General features: G+C 40.1%; 9 protein-coding genes. 8 read left to right on the top strand and 1 reads right to left on the bottom strand.

Annotation, left to right across the window (positions count from 1 at the left end; all coding sequences use genetic code 11):
- Positions 1-212 precede the first annotated feature (212 nt).
- From IEX65_RS09870 to IEX65_RS09835, 8 genes are all read left to right on the top strand, one after another.
- The gene (locus tag IEX65_RS09870; RefSeq protein ID WP_229250600.1) at positions 213-3,041 is read left to right on the top strand and encodes a PQQ-dependent sugar dehydrogenase; all 2,829 of its coding nucleotides are present in this window, start codon (positions 213-215) and stop codon (positions 3,039-3,041) included.
- 184 nt (positions 3,042-3,225) lie between these two features.
- The gene (locus IEX65_RS09865; protein ID WP_188765879.1) at positions 3,226-4,908 is read left to right on the top strand and encodes a carboxylesterase family protein; all 1,683 of its coding nucleotides are present in this window, start codon (positions 3,226-3,228) and stop codon (positions 4,906-4,908) included.
- A gap of 59 nt (positions 4,909-4,967) precedes the next feature.
- Positions 4,968-5,897: a sugar phosphate isomerase/epimerase family protein gene (locus tag IEX65_RS09860; protein WP_188765878.1), complete on the top strand. Its 930-nt coding sequence runs from the start codon at positions 4,968-4,970 to the stop codon at positions 5,895-5,897.
- A 121-nt stretch (positions 5,898-6,018) separates the two neighbouring features.
- A complete protein-coding gene (locus IEX65_RS09855; RefSeq protein WP_188765877.1) occupies positions 6,019-7,674 on the top strand; it encodes a carboxylesterase/lipase family protein in 1,656 nt (551 codons plus the stop codon).
- A gap of 223 nt (positions 7,675-7,897) precedes the next feature.
- Complete coding sequence (locus IEX65_RS09850; protein WP_188765876.1) at positions 7,898-8,776, top strand: alpha/beta hydrolase; 879 nt, start codon at positions 7,898-7,900, stop codon at positions 8,774-8,776.
- A gap of 111 nt (positions 8,777-8,887) precedes the next feature.
- Positions 8,888-9,418, top strand: a complete 531-nt coding sequence (locus IEX65_RS09845; protein WP_188765875.1) for a gluconate 2-dehydrogenase subunit 3 family protein — start codon at positions 8,888-8,890, stop codon at positions 9,416-9,418.
- 114 nt (positions 9,419-9,532) lie between these two features.
- Complete coding sequence (locus IEX65_RS09840; protein WP_188765874.1) at positions 9,533-11,248, top strand: GMC oxidoreductase; 1,716 nt, start codon at positions 9,533-9,535, stop codon at positions 11,246-11,248.
- Positions 11,249-11,364: 116 nt separating this feature from the next.
- Entirely contained in the window at positions 11,365-12,891 is a 1,527-nt protein-coding gene (locus IEX65_RS09835) for an FG-GAP repeat domain-containing protein (RefSeq protein WP_188765873.1), read from the top strand.
- A gap of 3 nt (positions 12,892-12,894) precedes the next feature.
- Here IEX65_RS09835 and IEX65_RS09830 read toward each other — a convergent pair whose 3' ends face one another.
- Positions 12,895-13,560 carry an SH3 domain-containing protein gene (locus IEX65_RS09830; RefSeq protein ID WP_188765872.1) on the bottom strand — a complete coding sequence of 222 codons (666 nt, stop codon included), beginning with the start codon at positions 13,558-13,560 and terminating at the stop codon, positions 12,895-12,897.
- Positions 13,561-13,565: the final 5 nt, after the last annotated feature.

The following is a 13,565-nucleotide window of genomic DNA, read 5'->3' as shown; positions in this document are numbered from 1 at the left end:
CTATCATTGTATCAAAATGTGACAATAATCGAATTCTTTTCTAATTAACCAAAAGTCCAATAAATCCTTTAAAAAAGCCTATTTGTCGAGTACTTTAAAGAATGTGCCGATTAATCCTTTTTCAAAAAAATCTTATTTGCATTTTTGTTTATTAAAAACCTACAATCATTTACTCCGAACACATGAATCATAATTTTCCTTATTACAAAAAAATGAAACAAATCAGAAAAGTCTTACCGTGCATATTTGCGGCAATCACCGCCATAAGCAGCTTCGATGTAATGGCTCAAAAAGCACCCGACGAAAATCGCTTTACGAAAATAGTTTTGGGCGAAAAACTCGACGAGCCAATGGAAATGACTTTGTTAAAAGACGGCCGAGTTTTGTTCGTTGAACGCAAAGGTGCATTAAAACAATACAGCCCCGAAACTGGCGAAATCAAGACCCTGGCAACGATTCCAGTAAATACAAAATATACAAATGCCAAAGGAGTAAAACGTGAAGCAGAAGAAGGTTTGATGGGTTTGATTCATGACCCAAATTTTGAGCAAAACCACTGGATTTATATGTATTATGCTGACCCTGACGTAAACCAGCACGTATTGGCTCGTTGGGAATTGCGTGGTGAAGAATTAGTGGCAAGCTCGAAAAAAGTGATTTTGAATGTACCAACCCAACGTGAAGAATGTTGCCACACAGGTGGTGGAATGGTTTTCGATAAAGCAGGAAATCTTTATTTGACAGTTGGAAATAATACGTCAAACAGCGGAACGCCGGGCTACGCAAACCTTGACGAAAGAAAAGGTTGGGAATATTGGGACGACCAACGTGGTGCAGGAAATACAAATAGTTTGACGGGTAAAATCTTGAGAATCAAGCCCGAAGCTGATGCTACTTATAGCATTCCAAAAGGAAATCTTTACGAAACTTTGCCAAATAATGGTGATGGTTTAGTAAAAAAAGAAATCTACACAATGGGACACCGCAATCCGTGGAGACCAACGATTGATAGCAAAACTGGTTATTTATACTGGGGAGAAGTTGGCCCAGATGCTTCAGTTGACTCAGAGCAAGGCCCACGTGGATACGATGAATTTAATCAAGCTCGCAAAGCCTCAAACTTTGGCTGGCCGTATTTTATCGGCGATAACAAAGCTTATGCCGACTGGGATTTTGAAACAGGAAAACCTCGTCCGAATTCTACTTATGACCCAGCCAAGCCAATCAACGATTCGCCAAACAATACTGGTCTGAAACAACTTCCTCCAGCACAAAAAGCATTTATTTGGTATCCTTATGGCATTTCTGAAGAATTTCCGTTGGTTGGAAGCTCAGGCCGTAGTGCTACTGGAGGCCCAGTTTTCCATAAATCTGATTTTCCTAACGGAAAACGTGTTTTCCCTGATTATTACGAAGGGAAATGGTTGATTGTTGAATTTATGCGTGGTTGGATTATGTCGGTAACGATGGATGAAAACGGCGACTATAAATCAATGGAACGCTTCATGCCAAGCACCGACTTTGGTAGTGCAATCGATATGGATTTTGCACCAGATGGCGACCTTTACGTATTAGAATACGGCTCAGCTTGGTTTAGAGGAAACGATAACGCTCGCCTCGTAAAAGTAGAATACAACGGCGGAAATCGTATGCCAAAAGTAGTGGCCAAAGCCGATAACTTGACAGGTTCGGCACCTTTAAAAGTGAACCTTTCATCGGCTGGTACAAACGACCCAGATGGCGATAAACTAACGTATTTGTGGGAAGTGAAAAGCAAAGCTGGCAAAAAGGTTTTCAAAACCGAAAACGCAAGCGTGCTACTCGATAAGCCAGGTACTTATGATGTAACCTTGACCGTAAAAGACGGAAAAGGTGAAGAAAACAGCGAGTCACTCGAAATAAAAGTTGGAAACGAACCGCCAGCGGTGGCTTTCAATATCAAAAAAGGCAACAAAACTTTCTATTTCCCGAATAAACCAATCGACTACGAAGTAACGGTTGCAGATAAAGAAGATGGTAGCTTGACAAACGGAAAAATCAAACCTGAGCAAGTAGCCGTGAGTATTGATTATATGCCAATTGGTTATGATAAAATCGAGGCATCGCAAAATCACCGTGGCGTTGATGCCGTAGCATTTGCTTCAATGGGTGAACGTCTGATGGCTAAAAGCGACTGTAAATCTTGTCATATTGTTGATGTAAAATCAGTTGGCCCAAGCCTAAAAGATGTAGCCAACAAATACAAAGGTGATAGCAAAGCAGTTGAGTATCTTTCTAAGAAAATCATCAATGGTGGTGGCGGTGTTTGGGGCGACCACGTAATGGCAGCTCACCCACAAATTTCGATGGCTGAAGCCAACATTATGGTTGATTATATTTTGAATATCAACGAGCCAAAAACTGCCAAATCAATGCCAACGCAAGGTAGTTATGCAACAAAAATACCTGATGGTCAGAAATCTAACGGCACATACATTTTGCGTGCGGCTTACAAAGACAAAGGCACAAAAGTAATGAAATCGTTAGCTACCGAAGATGTAGTTGTGTTGAAAAACCCAACTTTAAACCCAGAATTGGCCGATAAATCGAAAGGTACTCAGTTAGTCATTACTCCTAATCGTTCGTTCTCGATGGTAGGTGATAAATCTTATTTGGGTTATAATAATGTAGATTTAACGGGTATCAACGAAATCGAAATTACTGCTCAGGCACAAACTCGTGTAGGTGCATCAGGTGGTGTGATTGAGCTTCGTCTTGATTCTCCAACTGGTACTTTGATTGGCACAAGTGATAAAATTGAACCAAGAGAAATGCGTATGGGACCGCCACCTGCTCAACCAGCAGCCACTACTGGTACACCTGCCGCAGGAACGCCTCCTGCTGCCCCACCAGCACGCCCAAATATGAATAGCAAACTCAAAATAAACGTTCCTCAAAATGCTGGCCAACATGATGTGTATCTGGTTTTCAGAAATGATAAAGCAAAAGATACGCAAATCGTAATGGCAGTTTCGGCAATTGAGTTTAAAGCCAGCGAATAATAAACCCTAAGATAAGTACAGTACCGAGAATTGGGTGTAAAAACCCAATTCTCAATTTTTGAAGAGATTACGACAAAAATAAACCCTTCTTCCCTATCCTTACACGAATGGCTACGAATAAAATGACAGTTGTTTTTTTCGTAGTCATTATTCTTACAAGCTAAGACTCTTTAACCTCAAAACTATGAATACTATCAAGAAAATTGGCTTAACGCTACTTCTTAGTTCTGCGACACTCCTTTCGTCGTTGGCTCAAAAATTACCCGCAGGCCCACAAGTGCTTACTTTTCATTCGGATGTAGATGACACCGAACAACCTTATGGGCTTTATATTCCGAAAAATTACAACCCTAAGAAGAAATATCCTTTAGTAGTAATGCTGCACGGTGCGGGTTCAAATCACCGTCTTTCTTTGCGTAGAGTTTTTGGAAAAAGCAATGCCGAAGGTGAGTCTGATGTAGAAGCAAGTCGCTATTTCCCGGAGTGGAAAGACGTAAACTATATTGTCATTTCATCGTTTGCTCGTGGAACTATGGGTTATCAAGGAGTCGTCGAAAAAGACGTGATGGATATGATAGCTGATGCTAAAAAACGTTTTTCGATTGATGAAAATCGCACTTATCTGACTGGCCTTTCGATGGGCGGCGGCGGAACGATGTGGATTGGCCTAAGTCACCCTGATATATGGGCAGCTATCGCACCCGTTTGCCCTGCCCCACCCGCTGGTACACTCGAATTAGTGCCAAATGCACTTAATTTTCCTATGTATTTCTTTCAAGGGGATAAAGACCCTGCCGTAAAAGTTGATTCAACTCGCAAATGGGTACAGCGTTTTAAAGAGGTAGGCACTCAAGTAGAATATACCGAGTATCCAGGTGTGCAACATAATAGCTGGGAAAATGCCTATAAAGATGAATTTATATTTGAGTGGTTCTCTAAATTCAAGCGAAATCCTTACCCCGAAAGAGTTCGTTTTGCAGCAAGCCAGTATAAGCATAATAAAGCTTATTGGGTAACTTTTAATGAATTTACGGTAGGAAAAACCGCTTCAATTGATGCGAAATTCACTGATAAAAATCGTATCGAAATCGCAACTTCGGAGCTAAACACATTCACGCTAAATCTTGAAAACCACCCAAAATACAAAAAGGGAAGTCCAGTAGAAGTTATCATAGATGGTAAAGCCATTACGGCTCAAAATAGCAGCAGCCTTACTTTTTCAAAAAACACAGGAAGTTGGGCTGAAGGCAACTATTCGCCAGCCGAAATCTCTAAAAAAGTAGGTGCAGAAGGCCCGATGACAGAAGCTATTGCCGACCGCCATATTTATGTTTACGGAACAGCAGGAAATCCTTCGGCAGATGAATTGGCCAAACGCCGTGCCGATGCACAAAAAGCTGCAGAATGGTCAGTTTATCGTGGAGATTTCTTAGGTAGAGTGATGGTTTTTCCAAGAACATTAAGCGATAAAGAGATTCGCCCAAGCGACATCGAATCATCGAATTTGATTTTATTTGGTACTAAAGAAACCAATACCCTAATCGAAAAATTTGCTAATAAACTCCCTATCCATCTCAATGCTTCGGCTACTGATTATGGTTTGTCATACACCTTCCCAGTAGGCAACCATTACGTTTTGGTTAATTCGGGTTTACCGTGGTGGACGGTTCCAGAAATGACCAACGGAGCTCCAACTCGTCAAGGGTCTCCCGCAGCCATGAATGCCTTAGGTAGATTCCAAGATTTTGTGCTTTTCAAAGGCAATAATTCAAATATTATTTCGGGCGGAAGATTCGATAATAACTGGAAACTTCCAAGTCAAGAAGCTGAAAAAATGAAAGCATCGGGAGTAATATACACAAAGTAGTAGGCTCAAAGCTTTAATGAAACAAATCAGATATTCATATTCAATAATTACTAACTACAATGCAAAACAGAAGAGACTTTCTTAAAAATACAGGTGCTTTGGCACTCGGTGGTTTGATGTTACCAAACTTGGCCGATGCTTTTATTGACCCTAAAAAAGTAAAAAACTTTGGTGTTCAACTCTTTACAACGATGTCGGTTATTGACAAGGATGTGGAAGGAACTTTAAAACAAATTGCAGGAATCGGCTATAAAGAAATCGAATCAGCATTTAGTATGAAAGGTGGTTTTTATGGCATGAAACCCAAAGAATTTGCCAAACTGGTATCTGATTTAGGAATGTCGTGGCAAGCCCACCACGTAAGTGGAGCTCCATTTAACCGTCCAGCTCCACGTCCTGCCGCCGACGGAGCTGCTCCAGCACCTACTCGCCCAGCCATGCCTCCTATGAAAAACTTACTGAATAATACGCAAGAAATTGTTGATGAAGTTGCCGAAGGTGGAGCAAAATATTTAGTTTGTGCCAGTATTCCTGTCAATAAAATGGAGGAGATAAAACTTTCGCTCGAAATCCTTCAAAAAGCAGGTGAAGCTGCAAAAAAAGCAGGTCTAACTTTTGTTTTTCATAATCACACGGCCGAGTTTGAAACGATTGAAGGACAACGTCCATTTGATATGATGGCCTCACAAATAAGCCCTGATTTACTCAAATTTGAGCTTGACCTTGCTTGGGCAACCAAAGCAGGTGTAAATATCCCAGAATTATTCCAAAAACACCCTGGTCGTTTCCCACTTTTCCACGTAAAAGATTTAAACAAAGAAACCCAAAAACCAGTGGAAGTTGGCACAGGTTACATCGACTTTAAGCCAATTTTTGCAGCTGCCAAAACTGCGGGTGTAAAACATTTCTTTGTCGAACAAGACGGAGCTCCATCACCAGTAGATAACCTTACAACCAGCTTCAATAATTTGAAGAAAATTGTAGCTTAAGATAAGTCCACGGTAGATAGTCAATAGTCCATAGGAAGAAACTAATGTATCCCATACTGTGGACTGTTGACCATCGACCGTGGAGTAAAAACCATCTATTCACCCTATAAAAATTATCAAAATGAAATCAAATCGCCGAAATTTCATTCAAAAATTAGGTTTAAGTACGGCTGGACTTGGACTTGGTTCTACGCTTACTTCTGAGGCTAAGGGTTTTAAACCTAAAGAAAAAGAAGACGAACAAGTGCTTTTTGTTGGTGATAATATTGCAGTTGCCAACACACAATATGGCAAAGTAAGAGGTTATATTTTGCGAGGAATCCATACATTTTTGGGAATTCCTTACGGGGCTGATACTTCGGGCGAAAACCGTTTTATGCCTCCCAAAAAACCAGCTTCTTGGACAGATATAAAACCAGCAGTTTGGTGGGGAAATTCTGCTCCACAAATCATGGAAAAACGCTACGCTAACGAATATGCTTCGTTTGTTGACCACTGGAATTATGATGATGTAAGTGAAGATTGTTTGAGAATCAACGTCTGGACTCCCGCCCTCGACTCGAAAAAACGTCCCGTAATTGTTTGGCTACATGGTGGCGGATTTGTAAACGGCAATGGAATCGAACAAGATGGGTATCATGGCGAAAACCTTAGCCGATTTGGTGATGTGGTCTTTTGTTCGCTCAACCATCGTTTAGGAGCATTAGGTTTTACAAACTTAGCCAAAGCAGGTGGTGATAAATTAGCGGCTTCGGGCAATGTAGGTATGCTTGATATTGTAGCGGCTTTAGAGTGGGTTCGTGATAATATTGTTAATTTCGGTGGCGATGCTGGTAATGTAACCATCATCGGTCAATCAGGTGGTGGTGCAAAAGTTTGTTCACTTACTGCCATGCCATCAGCCAAGGGTTTATTCCACAAAGCAGTGGCTCTTAGTGGTTCATCGCTCAACGGTTTATCAAAAGAATATTCTGAAAAACTGGGTGAAATGGTGTTGAAAGAAGCAGGTTTAGAACCGAATGAAATAGGTAAGTTACAGCAAATTCCGTGGAGAGAATATATTGATATTGCCAACCGTGCTACGGCTAAAATGGCCGATGAAGCCAAACGCATGAATCTTACTCGTGGTGGTTTTGCACCCGTTGCCGATGGGCGTTTCTTAGACGAAGGCACATTTTATGCAAGCAACTCGCATTTTTCGGCTGATGTACCAATGATTATCTGTACAACATTCAATGAGCAATCGCCAAGTAGAGTTGATTCTGCACTCGAAAACATTGCACTCAATGATGTGAAGGAAAAGCTCAAATCTCGTTTTGGCGAAAAAACTGGCGAAATTGTAGATAGTTACGCCAAGGTTTTCCCCGATAAAAAACCAGTAGAAATTTGGTCGATGATAATGAGTAATCGTAAAGGTGCCATTGCTGCAGCTGACGCAAAAGCCAAACAAAAAGCTCCTGTTTATTTGGCATGGTTTGGTTTTCAGCCTCCCCTTTTCGATGGTCGTATGCGAGCTTTCCACTGCGATGATATTTGCTTTTGGTTTTATAACACCGACCTCATGCTTACGCACACGGGCGGAGGAGCAAGGCCAAGAAGACTTTCAGAAAAAATGGCAAAATCTTTTGTGAATTTTGCCAGAACAGGAAATCCAAACGGTGGGGGTTTGCCAAATTGGCCAAAATATACTTCTACCAATGGCGAGACCATGATTCTCAATGATGAATGTATCGTAAAAAATGACCCTGACCGTGAAGCAAGAAAAACTTTGAGTTAAAAGTTTTTTAACCACAATAGGCACGATAGAGGCTCCGCATCGGCGGTCCGAAATAGACACAAGATTTATATCGTCATGGCTTTGTGTCTATTGTGAAACCCATTGTGTCTATTGTGGTTATCTAAATAATTTAAAATATAGTAGATTTATTCTCATTTTATTTATAAAATCTGACAAGAAATCTACTATATTTGACTTTTATTCAACCTTATACTACGACACAATGAAACGTTTACTTTGGCTATTATTAATGATAGGCTCGTTCGCTACTTACGCCCAACAAGGAACTATCAAAGAAAGCCTAAAAATTAAAAGCAGTACTCTCGGCAAAGATGTTGAATACAGCATTTATCTCCCTGCCGACTACGACAAAACAAACCGTCAATATCCAGTTCTTTACCTACTTCACGGCTACACCGACGACGAAACAGGCTGGACTCAATTTGGTCAAACTCCCGAAATTGCCGACCGTACCATCAATAGTGGTGAAGCTCCACCGATGATTATCGTAATGCCCGATGCTGGCGTAACGTGGTATATGAATACCTTCGATGGCAAAACAAAATTTGAAGATTTTTTCATCAAAGAATTTATTCCTTACATCGAATCAAATTACAGAATTCGTGCAAAGAAAGAGTTTAGAGCCGTAGCTGGCCTTTCGATGGGCGGACTCGGAACGCTCCTTTACGCAACCAAACACCCCGATATGTTTGTAGCAGCCGCTCCACTAAGTGCTGCCGTTTGGACTGATGATGAAATTGCAACTGGCACGATGGACAATGCACGATGGAACTCGGTCTTTGGTGATTTGTATGGAAAAGACTTAAAAGGGAAAGAACGTCTAACCGACCATTATTACAAAAATGCTCCTATAAAAATCGTAGAAACAGCCAATGCAGATGATTTGAAAAAAGTAAAATTCTACATTGATTGTGGTGACGACGATTTCCTGATAAAAGGAAATATGGCACTTCATGCCATGATGATTGACAAGAAGATTCCGCACGAATTTAGGGTGCGTGATGGCGGCCATACTTGGTCATACTGGCGTACCGCTTTGCCCGAAGTACTGAAGTTTGTCGGAGAAAGTTTTCATCGATAACATCAACCAGCATTGATGAAATAAAAGCACAAAAAACTTCACCTTATTCAAACATTTTTTGAAACAAAACATTTAAATATTACAACATTTACTCAATCAAAACTTATATATATGAATCGTAGAGAAGCCATACAAAGAGCCACTCTCCTACTCGGGGGTGTACTTTCTGCACCATTAATGGCAGGTGCTATGGGAAAGGTTCTCAACACTGGCGAAAGTGTTGCTGTAACAGCCGACCAATCAGCTTTATTGGCCGAAGTAGCCGATATTATTATTCCAACAACTGGTACTCCAGGAGCAAAAGCCGCAGGTGTTGAGAAGTTTATTGTACGTGTTATGCGTGATTGTTACGAAAAACCAGAGCAAGAGAAATTTTATGCTGGTTTAGCAAAACTTGATGCCGATAGCCAAGCGAAGTTCGGCAAAGGGTTTGCGGCACTTGATGTTGCTCAGAAAAACGAAATGGTTAAACAAAGTACGGTTGATAATAAAGCTTTCTTCTTGACGATGAAAGGCTTAACCGTGACTGGCTATTTCACTTCAGAAATCGGAGCAACGCAAGCTTTAGAATATTTACCAATTCCAGGTAAATTCGAAGCTTGTATTCCACTCAAACCAGGTCAGAAAGCTTGGGCATTATAATTGAGAAATTAGATTACAGACAAGAGACAAAAGAGTTTAATATACTCAATAAATCTCATGTCTTTTGTCTCAATTCTTAGACTTAAATAAAAAAACTCTAATTAGCATTAAACAATGGCAAACTTAAATATAGATTTAATAAAAGACCAAACTTACGATGCCATCGTAATCGGCTCGGGTATCTCGGGAGGTTGGGCAGCAAAGGAATTAACCGAAAAAGGAATGCGAGTATTGATGCTCGAAAAAGGCCGCCAACTCGAACACGTAACAGGCTACGAAAACGCCATGAAAGCTCCGTGGGAGTCGCAATACAACGGACGTTTAACTGTTGCTCAAAAAGAAAGTCACCCGAAATTAGCTCGTGATTATCCATACAACGAAATGAGCGAAAAGTACTGGATGAATGATTCGGATGCTTTATACAAAGAAGATAAACGTTTCGACTGGTTCAGACCGAATATCGTTGGTGGAAAATCAATCATGTGGGGGCGTCAATCATATCGCTTGAGCGATATTGATTTTGAAGCAAACTTAAAAGATGGAATTGCAGTTGACTGGCCGATTCGCTATAAAGATATTGCTCCGTGGTATTCTTACGTTGAGAAATTTGTTGGTATTTCGGGCGAAAAACTCGGTTTACCTCAATTGCCTGATAGTGAGTTTTTACCACCGATGGAAATGTACTGTGTTGAAAAAGAAGTTCGTAAACGCCTTGAGAAAAACTTCCCAGGTCGCACGATGACCATTGGGCGTGTAGCCAACTTATCGGAAGCTCGTAAAGAACAGTTGGGCGTTGGTCGTGCAGCTTGTCAATACCGTAATAAATGTGCCTTGGGTTGTCCGTTTGGTGCATATTTCAGTACACAATCTTGTACATTGCCTCCTGCCGCCAAAACTGGTCGCCTAACGCTCCGTCCAGATTCGGTTGCCAAAGAAATTTTATTCGATGCTAAAACTCAAAAAGCTACAGGTGTGCGTATCATTGATACACAAACACTTGATGTACGTGAGTTTTATGCAAAAATCATATTCGTTTGTGGAAGTACATTAGGTTCTACAACCTTAATGCTCAACTCGAAATCAGACCGTTTCCCGAATGGATTTGGTAATGATTCGGGTCAATTAGGACATAATCTGATGGACCACCACTTCCGCACAGGTGCATCGGGCGAGTGGGAAGGAGACTTAGATAAATACTACTACGGACGCCGTGCCAATGGTATTTACGTGCCTCGTTATCGCAATATCGGCAACGACAAACGTGATTACTTACGTGGTTTTGGTTATCAAGGTGGTGGTAGCCGCCAAGGATGGCAACGCAACGTAGCCGAACTAAGTTTCGGAGCAGATTTCAAAGAAGAATTAACAAAACCAGGTAACTGGACGATGGGCTTCGGTGGTTTCGGCGAAACCCTTCCTTATTTTGAAAACCGTGTATATTTACACCCAACCGAAAAAGATAAGTGGGGACTTCCGTTACCAGTTTTTGATGCCGAACTGAAAGAAAATGAGAAAAAAATGCGTATCGATATGCAAAACGACGCTATCGAAATGCTCGAAAAATCAGGTGTGAAAAACGTAAAAGGATATGACCGTGGCTCATATTTGGGTATGGCAATTCACGAAATGGGAACAGCCCGTATGGGACGTGACCCTAAGACTTCGGTCTTGAATGGCAACAACCAAGTTTGGGGAGCGAAAAACGTTTTCGTAACTGATGGCTCGGCGATGACATCAGCATCTTGCGTAAATCCTTCACTTACATACATGGCACTCACAGCTCGTGCGGCTGACTTTGCGGTGAAAGAATTGAAGAAAAAGAATTTGTAATAGATTCTTCAAATATTTTAAGGAAGCCTTCGCTTTGAGCGAAGGCTTCCTTTTATTTTGGACATCAGTAAGTTAAAGACTAAATTTGAAGTAATTTAAAAGTTAAAACCACGAGCATGAAGTTTTTTAAGGTAGTAAGCTATTTTTCATTCATCGGTTTATTATTCACGCTAAGCTGCAATAAGCAATCAGAAGGCGAAAAACTGGCTCAAACTTATTGTGCTTCTTGCCACCTTTTCCCGGAACCAAGTTTACTTGATAAAACGACTTGGAAAAATAATGTCTTGCCAGTAATGGCTCAACAATTGGGTTTACAGATTGTCAATGGTGAAGCGTACCCAGATATTCAGAAAGGTGCTGATGGGAAGTTTGAGAGTGTAGCAAGTATCACGCCCGAAGAATGGAGCAAAATTGTAGCTTTTTATGAAGCAAATGCTCCTGAGAAACTTCCTGCACAAAATCGTGAACCAATTTTGGGTATTACTGATAAATTTTCAGTCAAACCTATTGCTATTCCGCAAAGCCGCTTTCCATCGCTTACTTACATAAAAATTGATAGTGCAACCCAACAAATCTACGCTGCCAGTGATTCGATGTTGAGCATTTTTGATAAAAAAACATCAACCATTTTTGCTCAAAAAGTAAAAGAAACCATTGTTGATATTGATTTTGGAAATACGCTTCAAAAAGCAGGAAATCGAGCTGGATATTTTACGAATATTGGCATTTTAAACCCAAACGATTTAGCCAAAGGCTCACTACATAGCTTTGATTTTGATGGGAAAAACAATTTCAAAAACACAGGAATGCTTCTCGAAAACCTCACTCGTCCCGTACAGAGCATTGCCGTTGATTTGGATAAAGATGGACTCATCGACCAGCTTGTCTGTGGCTATGGCAATAAAAATGGGTCTTTGACATGGCACAAAAACTTGGGAAATAATAAATTTCAAGAGCAAATAATCAGGCCATTTCCAGGAGCAATAAAGGCTTATATTGATGATGTAAACAAAGATGGTTTGCCCGATATTTGGGTGCTTTTTGCTCAAGCACAAGAAGGGATTTTTCTGTTTACGAACAAAGGAAAAAATGCCGAAGGCATGACTCAATTTGATACCAAAGAAATTCTAAGATTTTCGCCAGTTCATGGTTCTTCGTTTTTTGAATTAGTAGATTTAAATAAAGATGGCCACAAGGATATTCTCTATACCAGCGGCGATAATGCCGATTATACCACGCCCGTACTCAAACCTTATCACGGAGTTTATGGGTATTTGAATGACGGCAAAAATAACTACAAACAAGCCTTTTTCTATCCAATCAATGGTTGTTTTAAGGCTCTCGCTCGTGATTTTGATAACGATGGAGATTTAGACATTGCTACGATTGCCTATTTCCCTGACTTCATGAATCAGCCGAAAGAAGGTTTTGTGTACCTCGAAAACAAGGGAAAGTTTGCTTTCTCAGCAACCTCAATCAAAGAAGTAAATGCAGGAAATTGGCTCGTGATGGATGCCGCCGACCTCGATGCCGATGGCGATGAAGATATTGTACTCGGAAATTTTGATAGGAAAAAACGTGGAGCAATCAACGAATCTAAAAAAGATACTGCGGTATTGGTTTTGATGAATCGGTTGAGGTGATTTTTACTTCTTTTTTATATAAGTTTTATTACCATTTGAGTTAATATAGTAGTGCCCATCTTTGGGCCCAGTTCTTATAACATGGCTGTTAGAATTTGATGAACTTCCAGAAGAAGAATTTGTATCAACTTTTATGAAATCTCTTTTTATATTTTCTCGATGTTCTTTTATTTTAAGAATTTGCTTTTTAACGTCAGGATATCTATCAAAACTTGTATCTAATAAATACCCTATTTTTCCATCATGCTGGATTTTTATCCACTCATTATTAACATAATCAAGCACTAATATCTCCGCATTTTCTGGAATCCAATACAATATATCACTCGTTAGTTCTGGTGCAGATTTAAGTGGCATCTGACTAAGTGAAGTAATTGAGGTACTTTGAAAGGTTGGATAAGGCAATCCCTTTTTTAAAGAAATAATTTCATTTTCATTGTTAATAATTTGCCAGCTAAGTTCTTCCAACAAAGAAGACAATTCTTGTCTTTTCATTTTTAAACTATCATTTTTATTTTGAAGTTTTTCTATTTTTTGAGGAAATGAGTTTCGAATGATTTTATTTTTTTCTGCTTCCAAACTATCTAACTTTTTTTGTATATCAACAAGGTTTTGGCTAATAGCATTAGAAATTTGAAACAAGAAAAGCGTGACCAAGTAGTATTTCATGAAAG

It is taken from the genome of Emticicia aquatilis (genome assembly GCF_014644295.1).
Lineage (GTDB): Bacteria > Bacteroidota > Bacteroidia > Cytophagales > Spirosomataceae > Emticicia > Emticicia aquatilis.
This window is presented reverse-complemented; position numbering and strand designations above follow the sequence as displayed.

Coding starts and splice junctions, on each gene's coding strand:
- IEX65_RS09870 (WP_229250600.1), top strand. CDS start 213: ATGAAACAAATCAGAAAAGTCTTACCGTGCATATTTGCGGCAATCACC.
- IEX65_RS09865 (WP_188765879.1), top strand. CDS start 3,226: ATGAATACTATCAAGAAAATTGGCTTAACGCTACTTCTTAGTTCTGCG.
- IEX65_RS09860 (WP_188765878.1), top strand. CDS start 4,968: ATGCAAAACAGAAGAGACTTTCTTAAAAATACAGGTGCTTTGGCACTC.
- IEX65_RS09855 (WP_188765877.1), top strand. CDS start 6,019: ATGAAATCAAATCGCCGAAATTTCATTCAAAAATTAGGTTTAAGTACG.
- IEX65_RS09850 (WP_188765876.1), top strand. CDS start 7,898: ATGAAACGTTTACTTTGGCTATTATTAATGATAGGCTCGTTCGCTACT.
- IEX65_RS09845 (WP_188765875.1), top strand. CDS start 8,888: ATGAATCGTAGAGAAGCCATACAAAGAGCCACTCTCCTACTCGGGGGT.
- IEX65_RS09840 (WP_188765874.1), top strand. CDS start 9,533: ATGGCAAACTTAAATATAGATTTAATAAAAGACCAAACTTACGATGCC.
- IEX65_RS09835 (WP_188765873.1), top strand. CDS start 11,365: ATGAAGTTTTTTAAGGTAGTAAGCTATTTTTCATTCATCGGTTTATTA.
- IEX65_RS09830 (WP_188765872.1), bottom strand. CDS start 13,560: ATGAAATACTACTTGGTCACGCTTTTCTTGTTTCAAATTTCTAATGCT.